Origin of the sequence: Sivoneniella epilithica UHCC 1019 (genome assembly GCF_040830845.1) — a bacterium.
In the GTDB taxonomy this organism is placed as follows: domain Bacteria; phylum Cyanobacteriota; class Cyanobacteriia; order Leptolyngbyales; family Leptolyngbyaceae; genus ULC077BIN1.
Genome location: NZ_JBFPDP010000046.1, coordinates 1 through 18653, shown reverse-complemented (window position 1 = coordinate 18653; position 18653 = coordinate 1). Strand labels below are relative to the sequence as shown.

14 protein-coding genes are annotated in these 18653 nt (G+C 50.4%); 9 read left to right on the top strand and 5 right to left on the bottom strand.

Annotated elements, in window-relative coordinates:
* Positions 1–5 precede the first annotated feature (5 nt).
* Positions 6–992, bottom strand: coding sequence for a metal ABC transporter substrate-binding protein (locus AB3R30_RS21425; protein ID WP_458651243.1), 987 nt, complete (start codon positions 990–992; stop codon positions 6–8).
* Positions 993–1277: 285 nt separating this feature from the next.
* On the opposite strand from AB3R30_RS21425, the gene AB3R30_RS21420 reads away from it, so the two are divergent.
* The 4 genes from AB3R30_RS21420 (at position 1278) to AB3R30_RS21405 (ending at position 9593) form a co-directional block, all read left to right on the top strand.
* Positions 1278–3962, top strand: coding sequence for a two-partner secretion domain-containing protein (locus tag AB3R30_RS21420; RefSeq protein ID WP_458651242.1), 2685 nt, complete (start codon positions 1278–1280; stop codon positions 3960–3962).
* Between the two features lie 28 nt (positions 3963–3990).
* Entirely contained in the window at positions 3991–5724 is a 1734-nt protein-coding gene (locus AB3R30_RS21415; protein ID WP_458651241.1) for a ShlB/FhaC/HecB family hemolysin secretion/activation protein, read from the top strand.
* Between the two features lie 101 nt (positions 5725–5825).
* The gene (locus AB3R30_RS21410; protein WP_458651240.1) at positions 5826–8708 is read left to right on the top strand and encodes a CHAT domain-containing protein; all 2883 of its coding nucleotides are present in this window, start codon (positions 5826–5828) and stop codon (positions 8706–8708) included.
* A gap of 123 nt (positions 8709–8831) precedes the next feature.
* The gene (locus AB3R30_RS21405) at positions 8832–9593 is read left to right on the top strand and encodes a Uma2 family endonuclease (protein ID WP_458651239.1); all 762 of its coding nucleotides are present in this window, start codon (positions 8832–8834) and stop codon (positions 9591–9593) included.
* Between the two features lie 27 nt (positions 9594–9620).
* On the opposite strand, the gene AB3R30_RS21400 is transcribed toward AB3R30_RS21405, so the two are convergent.
* Positions 9621–10928: a D-alanyl-D-alanine carboxypeptidase gene (locus AB3R30_RS21400; protein WP_458651238.1), complete on the bottom strand. Its 1308-nt coding sequence runs from the start codon at positions 10926–10928 to the stop codon at positions 9621–9623.
* Positions 10929–11176: 248 nt separating this feature from the next.
* On the opposite strand from AB3R30_RS21400, the gene AB3R30_RS21395 reads away from it, so the two are divergent.
* From AB3R30_RS21395 to AB3R30_RS21380, 4 genes are all read left to right on the top strand, one after another.
* Positions 11177–11830, top strand: coding sequence for a cofactor assembly of complex C subunit B (locus AB3R30_RS21395; RefSeq protein ID WP_458651237.1), 654 nt, complete (start codon positions 11177–11179; stop codon positions 11828–11830).
* A 131-nt stretch (positions 11831–11961) separates the two neighbouring features.
* The gene (locus AB3R30_RS21390; RefSeq protein ID WP_458651236.1) at positions 11962–12489 is read left to right on the top strand and encodes a DUF456 domain-containing protein; all 528 of its coding nucleotides are present in this window, start codon (positions 11962–11964) and stop codon (positions 12487–12489) included.
* Complete coding sequence (gene fumC, locus AB3R30_RS21385) at positions 12486–13913, top strand: class II fumarate hydratase (RefSeq protein ID WP_458651235.1); 1428 nt, start codon at positions 12486–12488, stop codon at positions 13911–13913. Before AB3R30_RS21390 ends, fumC begins: the two co-directional genes overlap by 4 nt.
* Positions 13914–14194: 281 nt before the next feature.
* The gene (locus tag AB3R30_RS21380; RefSeq protein ID WP_458651234.1) at positions 14195–14872 is read left to right on the top strand and encodes an SAM-dependent methyltransferase; all 678 of its coding nucleotides are present in this window, start codon (positions 14195–14197) and stop codon (positions 14870–14872) included.
* 133 nt (positions 14873–15005) lie between these two features.
* Here the strand turns inward: AB3R30_RS21380 and AB3R30_RS21375 are convergent, their stop codons facing one another.
* From AB3R30_RS21375 to leuD, 3 genes are all read right to left on the bottom strand, one after another.
* Entirely contained in the window at positions 15006–15227 is a 222-nt protein-coding gene (locus tag AB3R30_RS21375) for a type II toxin-antitoxin system HicB family antitoxin (protein ID WP_458651233.1), read from the bottom strand.
* Positions 15224–15424 carry a type II toxin-antitoxin system HicA family toxin gene (locus AB3R30_RS21370; protein ID WP_458651232.1) on the bottom strand — a complete coding sequence of 67 codons (201 nt, stop codon included), beginning with the start codon at positions 15422–15424 and terminating at the stop codon, positions 15224–15226. The genes AB3R30_RS21375 and AB3R30_RS21370 overlap by 4 nt, the downstream gene beginning before the upstream one ends.
* A gap of 91 nt (positions 15425–15515) precedes the next feature.
* Positions 15516–16112, bottom strand: a complete 597-nt coding sequence (gene leuD / locus AB3R30_RS21365; protein WP_458651231.1) for a 3-isopropylmalate dehydratase small subunit — start codon at positions 16110–16112, stop codon at positions 15516–15518.
* Positions 16113–16392: 280 nt separating this feature from the next.
* Between leuD and AB3R30_RS21360 the strand changes: the two genes are divergently transcribed.
* A complete protein-coding gene (locus tag AB3R30_RS21360; protein WP_458651230.1) occupies positions 16393–18471 on the top strand; it encodes a 5'-nucleotidase C-terminal domain-containing protein in 2079 nt (692 codons plus the stop codon).
* The last annotated feature ends 182 nt before the right edge of the window (positions 18472–18653 follow it).

The following is an 18653-nucleotide window of genomic DNA, read 5'->3' as shown; positions in this document are numbered from 1 at the left end:
CTTCTCTAATTATCTTGTAATCCTTTTATCAAAGTATTGATGTTGTATTCCAGCAACTTGAGATAGGTCGGTGCTGCGCCATTAGGAGGAGACAAAGAATCGACATAAAATATACCGGCAAATTTCGCGCCAGTTTCCTTTGCTACTTGAAGCTGTGCCTCATTGCTAACGGTACTTTCACAAAATACTGCGGGGATCTGGTTCGCTTTGACCGTATTAATCACCCGCTCCACTTGTTTAGGAGTCGCTTGCTGTTCGGCATTGACTGCCCAAATATAAACTTCTTTCAAACCATAATCACGCGCAAGATAGGAGAATGCACCTTCACAACTAACGATGTAGCGTTTATCAGCAGGAATAGCTGAAATAGCTTGCTTTAGTTTTTCATCGATCGCCCGAATTTTTTGACTATACGCTTTGGCATTCGCATCATAGGTCGCAGCATTTACCGGATCGAGAGTGCCTAAAGCTTTACGAATATTTTCGACGTAGACTAAAGCATTTTTGGGAGACATCCAAGCATGAGGATTAGGCTTGCCTTGATAGGCATCCTCAGCAATATTGACAGGCTGGAATCCTTCACTGAGAGTCGTATGGGGAACTTTAGGCAAACTGTTATAAAACCGGGTTGCCCAACGTTCAAGATTTAAGCCATTTTCCAGAATCAGATCAGCCTGTTGTCCCCGTTCCAAGTCCCTTGGCGTGATTTCATAGCCATGAATTTCTGCACCCGGTTTGGTAATGGATTCGACGATCGCCTTGTCTCCCGCCACGTTTTTTGCCATATCCGCTAATACGGTGAAGGTTGTCAAAACCACCTTTTTTTGATCCTGTGGACTGGGAGTTAGCTGGGAGTTAGCGGCTGTATTCTGTTGGGATGGCGCAGTTTGAGGAGAACATCCGCCCAGCCAGAAACCGAGCAGCCCTAACGCCACAGTGAAAGAACTTTGGATAACGACAGATTGCCAAACACAGCTAAACTTGCGCTTCATATCCTTGTTTCATAATCCTTTCACTTTAAAAAAGTACCATACCTCTAGGATAATGAAAAGATTATGAAATATAAATAGGCATAAAACGCTCACTTAGGGCGATCGCTCTCAAACCAGCCACTCTCGACTTGCCAACTGCCTTTTCGCCAGACTGACGACAATCTTGCCTAACCCCAAATTCGCTAAGACGCAAATTCCGTTAACAAAAAAGAAACATCTTGCTTAAATCGTTGAAGCATGAGATTTTTTGATTAGCTTAAAAATAATAATTAATTATCAAAAGCAATGGTTGCACTCTACAGCGAGATACGGGCATTGCTGCGATCGCCCTTTACAACAGGAGTCGCGATCGCGGGAAGTTTTCTACTCAGTCAAACCAGCGCTTTTTTGGGGGGAATCTCTCCTGCCGCTGCCCAAAATATCGTCACCGACGGCACCCTAGGCACCCCTGCGGTAGCCATTCCGATTACGCCAAATGGCACACTTAATAATCCTGCTCAGCCAAACTTACCGGCGCTCTATCCCAATGCCTACATTATCCAGGAAGCGCTGGGGCAAACGGTCGGCAACAATCTATTTCATAGCTTTAATCGCTTTAACCTGAGCAACGGCGAGTCGGCAGTCTTTCAGAGCGGGGGCACTATTCGCAATATTTTATCGCGAGTGACTGGGGGCAACGCTTCCCTCATTGATGGTTTAATTCAGACCCAAAGCACAAACGTTAATTTATTTCTAATTAATCCCCAAGGAATTATCTTTGGCTCCAATGCCAAGCTGGATATTGGCGGCACTGGGGGACGAGGCAGCTTTGTTGCCACCACTACAGATTCGTTAGTTTGGGGCAATGATCCCACTCGCCAGTTTAATGCTCGCACTCCCGGTGGAGCCGACAGCTTACTGACCCTGGTCGGCGATCCGAGCGGTTTTTTGGTGGGGCAAACCCGACCCGGCGCGATCGCGGTGAATGGCAGCCAGCTTAATGTATTTCCCAATCAGCGACTGCTATTTTTGGGCGGTGATTTCACCCAGACGAATGGAAGATTGTCTGCCCAAGGAGGACAGGTTGAAATTGCCGCGATCGCGGGTTCTGGAACAGTGGGCTTAAATTTAGAGAACCCTGCTGAATTTGGCTTTGCTATCCCCAGAAGTATGCAGCGGGCAGATGTTTTGATTAATAGCGGCATTATCAGTACCAGTGCCAGAGATACCGAAAGTGGCGACATTTCCATTCAAGCAAAAACGATTACCGTCACGAATAGCAGCCGCCTGTTTGCTGAAACCGCTGGAGCCGGAAATGCAGGGGATATTTATTTATTTGCCTCAGACTCGATTGAGGTCAGCAACCAATCGACGTTGCAAAGCATTGTGCGATCGGGGGGAGTGGGCGATGGGGGCGTAGTCTTTTTAAGGGCACCGGGCACCGTGTCTATCCTGAATGGGTCGGGGCTTTTTAGCGTAATTGATGAAGGCGGCAGCGGCAAGTTTGGCGCGAATGGTTTTGCTGGGAACGTGTTTGATGCGGTGCTAGGACGAGCAGGCAAGCCCATTGTGGGATCGGTGTTTATTGCTGCGGGGTCGATTCTGCTATCCAATGGCTCGGTACTCAATGCCAGTACTGCGGGAAGTGGCAACGCGGGAGCAGTGCTGGCAGTGGCTCAAGACAGCATTACGATTACCAATGGCAGCGCGATCGGCAGTATTGTTCTTCCCACGGCAAACGGCAGCGCAGGCGGCGTGATTTTGGGTGCGAGTTCCATTTTGATTGATGCATCGTCCAGCTTGACGACTTCAACGTTTGGCAATGGCGATGCGGGATTAATTTTGGCAATTGCTAGCGATCGCATCACAATTGACGGCAACCGCAGCGGCATTTTTAGCGCAGTTGCACCCGGAATTGATCAAGCAGCCGGGGGCATTGTGATTGGGGCAAAAGTCCTCGAACTGCAAAACGGAGCCAGAATTAGCGTAGACAATGCGGGTAGCGGAACGGCTGGGGATATTTTTATTACGGGTTTGGGAGTCTACCTGAATCGAGGCGCTCGAATTTCAGCCATTACAAAATCAGGACAAGGAGGCAACATTCAGCTTCAGGTGGGCGTTTTAATCTTGAATAACACCAGCAACATTTCCACGGAGGCAGGCACGGATCAAGCAGGAGGCAATGGCGGCAATGTGTTGATCACAGGCAGCACGTTTCGCTTTGGACTCGATCGCGCTTTTATCGTCTCCGGCAAACCGATTGGCAACAGCAACATTCGGGCGAATGCCTTTACAGGCGATGGTGGCAGCATTTCCATCCTGGCGTACAAACTGACTGATATTGCCCGCCGAGCCGATGTATCTGCCACCAACGACATTGATGCGAGTTCTCGATTTGGGTTAAACGGCACCGTGGAACTGAGTGTTTTAGATATTGACCCAGAACGAGGCACTGTCGCCTTGGCGGGTCGCCTAACGGATGTCACCAACCTGATTGCTGAAGGCTGCGATTCTAGAGGGAAGTTGTCTTTAGGTCGATTGGTCAGCACGGGGCGGGGCGGTTTGCCGAGTAGCCCCGTGGAAACCTTGGCGGATGAATCTGTGGTAGCGAACTGGGTGGTCGTGCCAGAAAAGAACGAGCCGGAAAAGAACGAGCCGGAAAAGAACCAGACTGGCGATCGCTCAACCACAGCCTTACAGCAAAACTCAACCGAAACGACGAGTTACGCCGCATCACCCGATCTGAATGCAGCCAGCCCAACCGAAGATCTGCCCCCTTTCAGCGAAGACAGCCCCCAGCCGTTGCAGTCAACCTTCACCCCTGCTAAACCGGTTCCGTCTGCCCCCAAAAATCGTCACCCTTCGTTTGAAATTGTTGAGGCACAGGGGTGGACAGTGGATTCCGATGGTAACGTAGTTCTCGTTGCTCAAGCCTCTACCCCTGAACTGCACATTCCTTGGCTGTTGCCGGGAACTTGCCCTACCCTTTAGCCCCTTTGTGAGGAGATGATCGGAAACTGTGAATACCAAGTTATTGAATGCCCCCCTTGGTTTGTTCGGTTTGCTCGTGTTGATGTCGTTTTGTTCCACCGCGATCGCTCAATTGCCTGCCCCCGATCCACGGGGAAATCAGCCGCCCTCCTTAGATCCGCTGCCCATCCCTAGAATTGAGCCAATTCCATCCCCCGATCAGCTTTTGCCCCCTTCCTTAACTACGCCTTCCTCACCGGAGCAATTGCCGGTGGATGCGCCCGAAACGATTCAGGTGACGAAGTTTATGGTGATTGGCAGTACGGTTTTCTCTGATAGAGAGTTGACGGAAGCGATCGCCAAAGAGATTGGAGCTATCCCACCCACAGGACGCACCCTTTCCTTAACAGAAATCTTTCAAGCGCGATCGGCAGTGACCAAGCTCTATACTGATCGCGGCTATTTAACTTCTGGAGCCTATATTCCACCGCAAAAGATGCAAAGCGGCGCGATCGAAATTCGGGTTGTGGAAGGCAGCTTAGAAGAGATTCGGGTGACGGGCACGAAACAGTTAAATCCGGGATATGTTTCCAGCCGGATTGGGCTTGCGACCCAAACACCCTTAAACCGCGATCGCTTGTTAGAAGCGCTGCAACTGCTGCAACTCAATCCGCTGATCGGCAATCTCTCAGCAGAACTATCAGCGGGATCTCGTCCCGGCACCAGCTTACTGGAAGTGAAAGTGACGGAAGCAAAATCCGCCTCGGCAACTTTCACCGTGGATAATGCGCGGGTGCCCAGCGTGGGGAGTGTTCGGGGACAAGCCGCAGGTTTAGAACGAAATCTACTGGGTTTTGGAGATGCGCTCAGTGTATCGTTTACTAAAACCAGTGGCAGCACCGCCGTAGACTCTAGCTATACCATACCTGTTAGCCCACGCAACACAACCCTAAGCTTCAGTGCCGGATTTTCCAATAGCGAAGTAATCGAAGCGCCCTTTGATGTTTTAGAAATCAAATCTGCTTCAAACTATTTTGAATTAACGGGTCGGCATCCCTTGATTGAAACGCCGACTCAAGAACTGGCGCTTGGGTTAACACTGGGTCGCCGCAGCACTCGCACTCAACTGTTGGGCGATATTCCCTTTCCGAGTCCGGGTGCCGATCCCGAAGGACGGACTACAGAATCGGTGGTGCGCTTTTTTCAGGAATATACCAAGCGCAGCAGCCAATCGGTGTTTGCGCTGCGATCGCAGTTTAACGTGGGGGTGAGTGCATTGGGTTCCACGGTCAATGTTGAGCCACCCGATACCCGGTTTTTTACCTGGAGAGGGCAGGCTCAATGGGTGCGATTGCTCGCTCCTGACACGCTGCTGATTGTGCGCGGTGATTTACAGTTCGGCGATCGCCCCCTCCTACCCATTGAACAATTTGGCGTAGGCGGTCAACTCAGCGTCCGGGGCTATCGCCAAGATTTACTGTTGACCGATAACGGAGCTTTCGGATCTGCCGAAGTGCGAATTCCGATTCTGCGCCTGCCCAAACAGCAAGCCCTATTACAGTTCACGCCCTTCATCGACTATGGGCAAGGATGGAACAACGGCGACTCTCCCAATCCCGATCCCAGCGCCTTAGTTTCTGCGGGATTTGGGCTGCGGCTGCAAGTCAGCAATAACTTAACCGCCCGCATGGAATTTGGATTTCCATTAATCAAAGTGAATTCTCAAAAAGAAACCTTACAAGAAAAAGGCATTTACTTTTCGGTGGTTTATACGTTGTTTTAAGGAAAAAGGGAAGGCGAGAGGCGTTCGCGTAGCGTCTCCGTAGGAGATGGGGCAAGGGGCGAGAGGCGAGAGAGTTGGAAAAATTAAGGGATGGGAAAGCTATGAAACCTTGGAAAAAATCAAGTCGCGATCGTCGGCTAAAAAAATGGCTCAAGTCCAGCATTAAAGCAATAATGTTGATTGGATTGGCAACCGCGATCGCTCTTTTATCTGCTGCCCTTTCCCCCGGATTAGCGCCTGTGATGGCAAAAATTCCGGCAACTCATACCGCTTCAAATCCAATCGCCCAAACTGAACCCGAGCAGCACGGTAAAACCCTATTTGAAGCGGGGCAATATCAACAAGCCGCAGATGAACTAGAGCAAGCAGTGAAACGTTACCAAGCGCAGGGTAACCCATTGCAACAAGCCGCCGCTCTAGCCAATCTTTCCCTAGTTCATCAACAGCTTGGCGCATGGGATTCTGCCACCGCCGCGATCGCTGCCAGCCTCAGCCTGCTCCAACCATTGACCAATGCGTCTCCAGCAATCCCCGTGCTTGCCCAAGCCTTAGAAGTCCAGGGAAAACTGCAACTCAACAGGGGTGAAATGGAGCCAGCCCTAGCGACCTGGCAAAAAGCAGAATCGCTGTTTCGGAAAGCAAAGGATACCGAAGGAGCGATTCAATCCCAGATGAATCAAGCTCAGGCATTGCGATCGCTGGGGTTTTATCGCCGCAGCCTAGATCGATTGAACACCCTGAATGCGACCCTGCAAGCCCAGCCCAACTCTCGTCAAAAAGCGATCGCCTTAAGAAATTTGGGGGATGCGCTGCAAGTGGGTGGCAGTTTGGAGCAGTCGCACACTGTGCTAGAGCAAAGCTTAGAGGTTGCCGAAGCAGTGAATGCGCCCAATCAAATTGCTGCTGCTCTGCTGAGTTTAGGCAATTCCGCCCGTGCCCAAAAAGATGCTAAATCCTATCCAGCGGATGCGATCGCCTACTATGAACGCGCCGCCAGCCTTGCAACCGTGCCACTCTTGCGAATTCAAGCCCAACTCAATCAACTGAGCTTACTGATTAGCCAGCAATCTGCCACACTAGCTGCTAGTCAATCGGGCGATCGCATCCAGCGACTCCTGACGCAACTGCCCGCCCAATTGGAGCAACTGCCAGCTAGCCGTGCCGCCATTTATGCCCGCATCAACTTCGCCCAAACCCTGCTCAACTTTGCGAACCAACAGTCTCTCGCCGAAAATCAGCCTTTTCCCCCTGTGCCTAGCCGCACTGCATCGACTTTAGCGCTATCTCCCCTGCTAAAAACGACTCTCCAACAAGCGATCGCGCAATCTCGCAGCCTCGGCGATAAACGGGCAGAATCCTATAGCTTAGGCACTTTGGGCACTGCCTATGAAAAAGCAGCGGCTCAACTCGCACCCACCAACGTAAGCGCCCAAACGCAGCAGTTGGAGTATGCCAGGGACGTGACTCAAAAAGCACTAGTTCTAGCACAGGCAACCAATACCTGGGATATTGCCTATCGCTGGCAGTGGCAACTGGGGCGGTTGCTCAAACAAACGGGCAATGTGAAAGACGCGATCGCGGCTTATGATGCGGCAATCGTTAATTTGCGATCGCTGCGAGGCGATCTTGTCTCGGTCAATCCCGATGTGCAATTTAACTTTCGAGACAGCGTGGAGCCAATCTATCGCCAATCTGTAGAACTGCTGCTGTCTGAGGCTAAAACGGAACCCACCACCGAAGCTGAAAAAAAAACCAACGCCGATTATTTGGAAAAAGCCCGTCAGCGAATTGAATCACTTCAGCTTGCAGAACTGGATAATTTCTTTCGCGAAGCCTGCCTAGAAGGTCAACGGGTTGTGCTAGATGACATCGTGGATAAACAGAACCCCACAACGACGATTATTTATCCAATCGTGCTGAAAGATCCGTTGACATCAACGGTAAAAATCCAAGTCATTGCTAAAATTCCAAATCAGCCCCTCAAACTCTATCCCTTAGTTGACGCAAAAGACTTCGATGTCACAATTGACCAGATTATCAGCACTTTAGATGACGGACTCACTCAACTGCAACCCTTTCAAGCTGCAACCCGCAAAGTCTATGACTGGCTGATCAAGCCAATGGAGCAAGATATCCAATCCGCGATCGCCCTAGCAGAATCTACCAAAACGAAAGCGACCCCTGATACCGCCAACAGTGCCGCAAAAGTGGAAACTTTGGTTTTTGTGTTGGACGATCGCCTGCGTCAAGTACCCATGGCGGCGTTATGGGATGGACAGCAATATCTTGTCGAGCGCTACGGCATTGCTATTAGTCCCGGTTTGCAGCTACTCGACCCCCAACCCATCAAGCGAGAACCCCTGAGAGTGCTTGCTGCCGGGTTGAGCAACCCTCCCAAATCGCTTGGATTCATCAAATTACCGTATGTAGAGAATGAAATCGCCTCTATCACCAAACTCGGCTTCTTGACTACGCCCCTTCTAGAGCAGAACTTCACTCGTACTACTCTAGAAGGCAACATTAATGCCGCCCCGTTTAATGTGGTGCATTTGGCAACCCATGGTCAATTTAGCTCTAATGCCAAAGACACGTTCATTGTGGCAGCCGATGGACCGATCAACGTTTCTCAGTTTGATACTTTATTGCGGAGCCGCGATGCTACCCGTCCCGAAGCGATCGAACTGCTGGTCTTTAGCGCCTGCCAAACTGCCAAAAATGATAATCGTGCCACCTTAGGATTAGCCGGATTTGCGGTTCGTTCTGGAGCCAGAAGCACCTTGGCATCCTTGACCAATGTAAATGATGAATCTACATCATTATTGATGGCAGAGTTTTATCAGCAGTTGAGTAATCCCAAGGAGTCGATTACCAAAGCAGAAGCACTGCGACGCGCCCAGGTTGCCCTACTCCAAAACCCGACCGACTATGATTTACATGCCCCGAAACTTTGGGCACCTTATATCCTGATCGGCAACTGGTTATAAGGGATGTGCCGCCTTGTCCCGCCACGATTTGGTGCGAGATCGCCAGCCCTAATTAGGGTATACACCAGAAATTTCAAATAGAGTGCCCTTTGATAGAATGAGTCCATCTGTTGCGAGGAACCCATGCTCGTAGAACTTTCTATTCCCCTACCGCCGCTGCCCACTGCGGCAGAACTTCCCGACTCTAACGATACGCCTGTGGATAATGAACTCCAGAATCTAGTGCCCAATTTGCTTTTGGCGATTTTGGCTGTCATTTGGCGCGATCGCCAAGACTGGTTCTTTGGCGTAGATATGGGAATTTATTATCTGCCGACTTTTCCGCGTAAAGCGATTGTGCCAGATGGCTTTTTGAGCCTTGGCGTGGAGCGTCGTTCTCGCCCCAGTGGACGGCGAAGCTACGTCATGTGGGAAGAACACTGGACTGCTCCGATAGTGGTCGTGGAGGTGGTTTCCCAAACCTATGGCGGCGAATATGACAGCAAAATGGAGAAATACCTCGACCTAGGCGCGCTCTACACCGTCATTTACAACCCAGACCACGCCAAGCGAGACAACCATGCTCCCTTTGAAGTCTATCAACGGGTGGAGGATGAGTTTGTGTTGCGATCGCAGGAGCAATTTTGGATACCAGAACTGCAACTGGGCATTGGGGTCGCCACAGGGGTTTATAAAGGCTGGGAGCGAGATTGGTTGTTTTGGTTTGATCAGACGGGCGATCGCTATCCCAGCCCCGATGAACAGGTATCCCAAGCAGAACAACAAGTTGAACAAGTTGAGCAACGGGCAATTCAGGCAGAACAAGAGGTGCAACAGGCTAACCAAGCTCTGCAAAACTTGCGAACTCGGATGCAGCAGCGAGGAATTGATCCAGATAATTTGTGAATTGTCCTTTGCCTGCTTGCTTTTATCTTATGGCGCTAGTAAGACTTCGTTACGATCGCTCAGATTTGACAACGCACTAGCTGGATCAATCGGGCGACGGGGGGCGATCGCGATTGGCACTGTCGTCACCGCTCCCCATTGTTGAGTTAAGCTTTGCAAAAATTGATCTTGCTGAACGCGCAAGCCTTCTACATCGCTGCCTCGATTCATGATCACAAACCAAATCAAGCCGCGATCGCGGGTGGGCAACACTCCCGCCAAACTGCTGACATCATTCAAAGTCCCAGTTTTGACCACCGATCCCCCCGGAATCGAGCGATCTTGAATGGTGCCCTGATCCTTGCCAGCGATCGGAAACAAATCGGCGATCGTCAAATTGTGGGCGAGTGCATAGCGCTGCACCGCCGACAGCATCGCATATACAGCCCGTGGAGAAATCCGGTTTTCAACGCCCAACCCAGACCCATTGACTAGCAAAACTTCTTGAGCCGGAGCGCCCGACAGTGCCGCCGCTTTTTGGGCAACCACCGCCGCGCCCCCTGCCAAATCTGCCAAGGTTTGCGAAATCACATTGTTGCTATACACATTCATCAGCTTCAAAATTTGCGCCAAGGGTAAAGACTGATGACGCAGCACTTCTTGAGTTTGCGGCAACGAACTGGCTGGGATAACGCGCACCGCCCCGGCAATTTCAAGTTGGGGACGGGGTGTACCGGGGGGGAGGCTTTGATATTGGGCGATCGCGTCTTCCGACCAATCGCTAGCATTCAACCCTTGTTTTAACAATTCTCCCGCCTTGTCTGGCATTACCTCAAAATTCATTTGAAAGTTGCCCGCAATCACCAGATTACCTGTGACTTTAGTAATCCCCAGTTTGTTTAACGCATTGCCCACCGCAAACGCCTGCTCCCAGACAAACAGCGGATCGCCGCTACCCTGAATCACTAAGTCTCCATTCACCACACCCTGCTGCACCGCTCCCGTCGTGCCAATCACCGTTTCAAAGCGATGCTCGGCTCCCCAGGTTTCCAAAGCCACGAGAGTTGTAGCAACTTTTGTTAGCGAGGCGGCTGGCAGGGGTGTTGCTCCTTGATTGCTAGATAGCACGATGGGTCCAGATTGCAACCATACGCCCTGAGCCGCGATCGGCAAGCCTGCGACTGCTAATTCTCTCAAATATTGCTGTAACAGAGCATTGGTCGTATTATCCGCACTAACGGCATTAACCAACCAGGGAGTAGTTTGCAGCACATCCACCGCAGAACTAAGCGACTGCGGCATTCCTGACATAGACAGCCACACCGAAATTAAAGCCGAACTAAACGTATCAAACACGGTTATCTTCCCTCAACGGGCGCGACTGAACTTGCTAGAGTAGATTGCAGAATAAGTAACGCGATGTGCGACTATCCCAACCCCCCTCACCCTAAATCCCTCTCCCAGAGCGGGAGAGGGACTTTGAACCGTTCTTGCTCCCCTTCTCCTGCCTTGGGAGAAGGGGCTGGGGGATGAGGGCTGACTTTAGTTGCACATCAGGTTAAGTATATTAAAGCTTCTGAATATAGCGCCTTTTAAAGGGTGAAATGGCAAAATCTGATCCAAATTCGATAGTAAGGTTAATTCCATTTGCCGTAGGCGGCTTAGCGGGAACTCTGTTGTTAGTCAACCGTTTGCTGACTGAGAGTTTGACTCCGACTCAAGCGCGATCGGATGTCGTAGGGATTATAGTCTGCGCCGTGCTGATTTTGACTGGACTGATTTGGCAACGAGTGCAACCGCGATCGCCCGATAGTGTGCAATTAGTGGGCACTGAAGTATTTGACCTCGATCGCACCTTACCAGAAACGCTGCAAACCGAACTTGCCTGGGCATCCCATCTGCTGCTCACCAATACCGTGACGCGATCGCTGATCGTCTGGCACGACGGCAAAACATTATTGCGACGAGGCATTTTGCCAGAACAAGCCGTGATCAAACCGGGAGTCATCCTCCAGCGCGTTTTAGATAAACAGAAACCCATTTATTTAGTCGCATTAGCAGTTTATCCTGGCAAAATTGAGTTTGATTACCTGCCAGAAAATACTCAAGGCGTAATCTGTCAGCCGATGGGCGAAAAAGGCGCACTGATTTTGGGTGCCAACGCGCCCCGCAGCTACACCCGTCAAGACGAACAGTGGATCAGCGCGATCGCCGATAAGCTAGCCTACACCCTAAGTCAAACGACGAGTTCCGAATGACGAACGGCGAATGGCGAATTTAATACATCTCCTAGATCAACGCTATGTAAATAAAACTCAAAACTCAAAACTCAAAACTCAAAACTTTCCTTCGACATTCGCCCTTTCCTGCCCCCTTACCCCCTGTTCCCATGCTTTATCTCTATTGGACTCTCGTTTTCGTCATGTTTATTGGCATTATTGGTGCCATTGTTCCAGCGATTCCTGGCATTAGTTTGATTGCGATCGCGGCATTTATTTGGGCGTTTGCCACAAACTTTACCAGTGGCGTAACTGCCCTGATTGTGGCAGTCGTGGTGTTAATTTTGGGCATTGGCATTGATTTTTTGGCTGGCTACATCGGCGCAAAGCAGGCAGGCGCGAGTAAATGGGGGCAAATTGGGGCAATAGTCGGGCTAGTGTTAGGGCTGTTTGGTTTTTTGCCGACCTTACCCATCGGCGGTCCTTTGGGCCCGTTTATCGGTATCATTTTTGGCTCCGCGATTGGCGCAGTCGTGGGAGAGTATTTGTACACCAAGAATTTACTTGCTTCCTTCAAAGCGGCGCTTGGATTGATGGTCGGGTCGTTGGTAGGCAATTTGCTTCAGGAAGTCTTGGCGATCGCAACGGTGGCAGTATTTTTGATCACGACATGGGCTGATAAAGGAGGAGTTGGGTGAATTTGAGTGACGTGAATCAGATCCCGCAGATCCCGACAAGGCAGGAGAGCGATAGTTTGGGAGTGGTGCAGGTTCCGACTGAGCGGCTGTGGGGTGCCCAAACAGAGCGATCGCGGCATCATTTTCCAATTGGGGTGGGGCGGTTTCAGTGGGGGCGATCGGTGATTCGGGCATTGGGGATTTTGAAAAAGGCAGCGGCGATCGCCAATGGTGAACTGGGCTTATTGCCTGCTGAAACGGTGGAGTTGATTGTTCGTGCAGCGGATGAAGTGATTGCGGGACAGTGGGATCAGGAATTTCCTTTGGTCGTATTTCAAACGGGATCGGGCACCCAGTCCAACATGAATGCCAACGAGGTGATCGCGAATCGGGCAATTCAGCTTGTGGGCGGCGTAATTGGCTCTAAACACCCCGTCCATCCCAATGATCATGTCAACCGCTGCCAGTCATCCAATGATACGTTTCCGACGGCGATGCATATTGCTACGGTAGAACAACTAGAAGCGGTATTAATCCCTGCTGTCACGATTTTACGAGACACGCTGGCGGCAAAGGCGGAAGCTTACCAAGCTATTGTGATGGTGGGGCGAACTCATTTGCAAGATGCCACGCCGATTACCCTGGGGCAGGCAATCTCAAGCTGGGTGGCGCAACTGGATGAGGCGATCGCCACAATTCAACGGGCAATTCCTGGAATTTACGAACTGGCGATCGGTGGTACTGCGGTAGGCACGGGCATTAACGCCCATCCTCAATTTGGCGATCTGGCTGCTCAAAAAATCGCGATCGAAACAGGCAAACCGTTTGTCTCTGCTCCTAACAAATTTGCCGCACTCTCTGCCCACGATGCCATGGTCAACGTCAGCGCGGCTCTGCGAACCTTAGCAGGAGCGGTAATGAAAATCGCCAACGATGTCCGCTGGTATGCCTCTGGACCACGGGCAGGCATCGGCGAAATCAATATTCCTGAAAATGAGCCGGGTTCCTCGATTATGCCGGGGAAAATTAACCCGACTCAGTGCGAGGCGCTGACCATGGTGGCGGTACAGGTGTTTGGCAATGATCACGCCGTCGCGTTTGCAGGTTCTCAGGGCAATTTTCAGCTAAATGTCTATAAACCAGTGATGCTGCACAATGTGCTGGAATCAATTCAGCTTTTAGCAGATGGCTGTCGCTCGTTTAATGACCATTGCGCTGTAGGCATAGAACCCAACCAGCCGCGCATTCAAGATCATCTCGACAATTCCCTCATGCTGGTAACCGCGCTCAATCCCCACATCGGCTACGAAAAAGCCGCCAAAATCTCGCTGCTTGCCTATCGGGAAAACATCAGCCTCCGAGAAGCTGCGCTCCAACTGGGATTTGTCACAGGTGATGAGTTTGATCAATGGGTGAAACCAGCGAAAATGACTTGTCCGGGGTGATCCTGGATAACTATAGTGTTATTCAGCCGCCAATCGCAAAACGGTGATAAGGCGTTGATCCATCACTTCATCGCTGCAAAAATGCAGCATTGGTAAACAAATACGGCGTTGCTGAATTGATCTATGAACGCCTAAATTTGCCCTCACCCTAGCCCTCTCCCAACGGGCGAGGGAATAAGATTTCTAGCTCCCTTCTCCTTGGGGAGAAGGGTTGGGGATGAGGGAAATCATAGCTGCAATCAGCAACGCCACAAATACAACCGCAAAACAAGATGGGACTCATGCTTGAACAGGTCGTTCCCTGGGGGCGATCGCTCGCTGAATATCAAGAGATGTTTGCGCTCACGTCAGCAGATTTGCAGCGCCACATGATTGATTGCGGGGGTGGTCCTGCCAGTTTTAACGCTGAGATGACCAAGCAAGGGGATTCTGTGATTTCCTGCGATCCGATTTATCAGTTCTCCGCTGCCGAAATTGCTCAACGCATTGACGAAACTTATCCCGTGATCATGAGCGGAGTTGCCGCCAATCTAGAGAGCTATCGATGGCAAAACATTGCCGATCCTACTCAACTCGGTAATGTGCGGATGGCAGCAATGCAGCAATTTCTAGCCGACTTTCCAACTGGGTTCACTGCCGGACGGTATTGCTTTGCGGCATTGCCAACGCTGCCCTTTCCAGATAAAACTTTTGATTTAGCCCTCTGCTCCCATCTGCTATTCACCTATTCTGATCAGTTATCGTTGGAGTTTCACCGAGCCGCGATCGCCGAAATGTGCCGCGTTGCTCAGGAAGTCCGCATTTTTCCCTTACTCAAAGTTTCTGGTGAACCGTCTCCCTATCTGCCCATTTTGCAAAACGAACTGACTCAACAGGGCTATGCCGCGATCGTTCAGACCGTGCTTTACGAATTTCAGAAAAACGGCAATCAGCTTCTGCAAATCCAGTCAAAGCTTTAAAAGAAATTTTCCCTCACCTTTTGTCATTCCTTTTGATTGCAAGTCAGACCACCGTTAAATGTCAGCCTGATGTTTACGCAGCGATCGCAGACAATTTTGTTTAGGATTCGTCTCAATCTCCCGCGTTATTTGCTTACAGTGAAAGCTGGTAAATCAACGGGCGATACCTGGGTTCAGGAATAGGCTTGCCTGCTGCTGTGGCTGCTTCAATCCATGCGGCTTTCGCTAGTCCAAGCTCACGCACCGCATCTTCTGGAGTTTCGCCAAAGGCAGAGCAAAACTTCAGATCGGGAATATCTGCAATGTAGCCTTCATCCTCTTCGCTATAAAACACATTGATGTGATACCCCTTCATGGTTCGTCTCCAATTTCCTTGAATTTGAGATTATATTGCTCAACCAAAGCCAAAAATTGACGAACTTGATAGGGGTTTGCCTGTCCTTTCTTGTTCTGAAGGTTCACTAGGTTAGGAATCTCCGGATGGTCAAAAATATAATGACTGCCATTAACTCTGGATAACCGGAATCCAAACGCTTCCACTAAAACTACCATTTCACCGAACTGGACATTTTTTGATCCGGCTAAAATCTTCTCAAGTAATTTTTGCTTCTTAGTTATCCTCTACACCCGACCACTCCTTTATCTAGCGACTCCACTGGATATAGGGCAATTGGACAGCGATCGCCCGAATTTGATCCGCTTGCGCCACTAACTGTCCACAGGCATCCCAAGTACCCGACACCAGCATGGAACGAGCGCCTTCATTCATCGTGATGGGTGCCGAGAAATCACCCCAAGCTACCTGATTGGTTTCTAAATCTAAAGTGATAGTGCCTTGGGGATCGGTGGCGATCGCATCCTGTAGTTTTTTCACTACCTCTACTGTTGCTGTAACGCAGGGAATCCCCATCGCTAAGCAGTTTCCAAAAAATATCTCAGCAAAGCTTTCACCCACGATCGCCTTGATGCCCCACTTGGCGATCGCTTGGGGCGCATGTTCCCGCGAGGAGCCACAGCCAAAGTTACCGTTGACGACTAATATCTTGGCTTCCTGATACTGCGGCAAATCAAACGGATGCTGTCCGGTTCGCTGAGTGCGATCGTCGGCAAAAACATTCTGCCCCAATCCATCAAAGGTGACACAGCGCAAAAACCGCGCCGGAATAATGCGATCGGTGTCAATATCATTCCCTGTTAAAGGAATTGCCCGTCCTGAAACTGCCTTCACTTGACTGACCATACTAGCTCTGTCCTTAACCTTGTTCCATTCTCTCATTGAACCGGGTTAAAGTCCCCCAAAAAGGAGAGCGTTGGGCGGCGAGTGTATCAATCCTATTTATAAAGATTACGTGAAGTTCTAGATGAATTTGGAATTGCTTACCTGTTGTTTGCGTTGCCTTAACCTGCGATCGCTAAATTCAGTAGGTGTATCCGTAGATTTACAGACCAGCAGGCGAACCAGTCCTTTTACGATTGTGCCTCTGCTGTTTTCAGTCCTCCTTCTCCCAATGCTATTGATCATGTTTCAAAAACTCTCCGAAACCAAACACCTGTCTCGTTTGCATCACTGCTTACTGGCTGCTACCTTAACGTTCACAGGCGCACTTGTTCCCAATGTGGCTCAGGCGTTTACGCTCAATTTGCTGCATTTTAGCGATGGCGAATCTTCGCTGCTAAACCGTACTGCTCCCGGCACTGCAACAACCCCAAGCTTTGATTACAGCGGTGTCAGTCTGTTTGCCAATCTGATCGATCGCCAACGGAACGCTAGCACTACTGACTTTGACCTATTGGTCACGGCTGGAGATAACTTTTTGGCAGGACCTCAATTTGAAGCGAGTTTGCGTCTGCCTGCGGGACAGCAGTTCTATGATGCAAAAGCGTTGGAATTATTCAACATTGATGTAGGCGGCATTGGCAACCACGAATTCGACTTTGGACCCGATGTATTAGCCCGCTTCATTGACCCAGACGGCGATGGCACCGGCTTCCGTCCCTTCGTTTCATCCAACCTGCTGATTCCCGATAGCAGCCCCTTGAAAGGACTGATCCAGCCCAGCACCATCGTTACCAAAGTAGTGAATGGTGTAGAAGAGAAAATTGGGGTTGTGGGGGTGACAACTCCTCTACTGCGCTCCATTTCTAGTCCTGGCAACATTGGTACGCTCGGTGATCTATCCACAACACCGGGCTTCAGTGTCTTGGTCAGCACCGTTCAGGCAGAAGTTGATAAGCTGACGGCTCAAGGCATTGACAAAGTAGTGCTGGTTTCCCACCTGCAAGACATCAACGAAGAAAAAAGCTTGGCTGGCAAACTGAAAGATGTGGATGTGATTGTGGCAGCGGGTAGCGACACTCGGTTAGCCAATCCTGACGATCCCCTTTTGCCTTTAGCAGGTGAAACAGCCGTGCCTTCCTATCCGTTAATCTATAACGCTGAAACGGGTCAACAAGTTAGCAGTTTGGCGGCTTTGCCAGCGGGAGTTGCGCCATTAGTCATCGTTTCCACAGATGGAGAATATAAGTACCTGGGAAATTTGCAGTTGGATTTTGCCAATGGCAAGATTTCCAGCATTCTAGAACCGGGCAGTGGTCCTAAACGTAATGCCACTTTGGATGGGTTAACGGGTCGTCCCGATTTGGTCAACCAGGTACAAAATCCGGTGAATACTTTTGTGGGTGACCTGAGACAAACGCCTGTTGGGGTGACCAATGTTCCATTGAATAGTGTGCGAACGGAAGTCCGCGCTAAAAGTACCCTATTTGGCAGTTTGATTGCCGATGCGATTCGAGATGCGGCTCAAGATGGCGCACCGGCGATCGGGCTTGATCCTGCCAAGATTTTGGTAGGGATTCAAAATGGTGGGGGAATTCGCAACGATCGCCGATTTGCTCCAGGCGACACCATCTCTGAATTTGACACCTTTGATGTGCTGCCGTTCTCCAATTTTGTTTCCGTCGTCAAAGACCTCACGGGCGGCGAACTGTTGCCTATTCTAGAACGGGCAGTTTCTAGCCAAACGGCTCCTGGTGTGGGTGGTGGCGGTCAGTTTCTCCAGCTATCGGGCTTGGAGGTGGTGTATGACGTAACCAAAGCTGCTCAAGTCGTCACTGCCGCAGGTGCAATCACTCAAGATGGCGCTCGAATCATCAGTATCTTGCTAGACCCAAATAACGATCGCACCGGGCAATTCTTGTACGATGTCGCGCAAGGCGGTTTCTTAGTTGATCCAAATCAAGCATTATTTGATTTGGCAACCATTAACTTCACAGCCAATGGCGGTGACAACTTTGCAACCCTAGCAGGCATCTCTGATAGCCGGAAGTTTACTCTCGGCGGTGTGACCTACCAATCTGCTTTGGAACAGTACATTCGCGAAGACCTGAAGGGCACGGTTGATGCAACTGATATTGCTAGCGGTGCAGATATCCGGGTGCGCGATATTTCGGCTCTAATCTCTGATGCCACGGGTGGAGAGATGATTGTGGGCGGTGACAGTGCCGCTGTGCCAGAACCGACCACCATGCTAGGAATGCTAGGCGCAAGTTTAGGGATGGGCTACCTCAAACGTCGTCAGGCTAAGAACAAGCAGAAGTAATCAATCTGGGCATTCCTGAATCTGGGAATGAGAATTTGTAGGGGCAATCCCTTGTGGTTGCCCTCCATCTCCGTCAGGGTAGGCACAAGACCCACCCCTACAGATTAGAGTTCTTGCATGAATCAAGCAGAGAGCGCAAGCTCAAAGTTGATGATCGCTGCAATCAGGTTGAAGCGCAACCC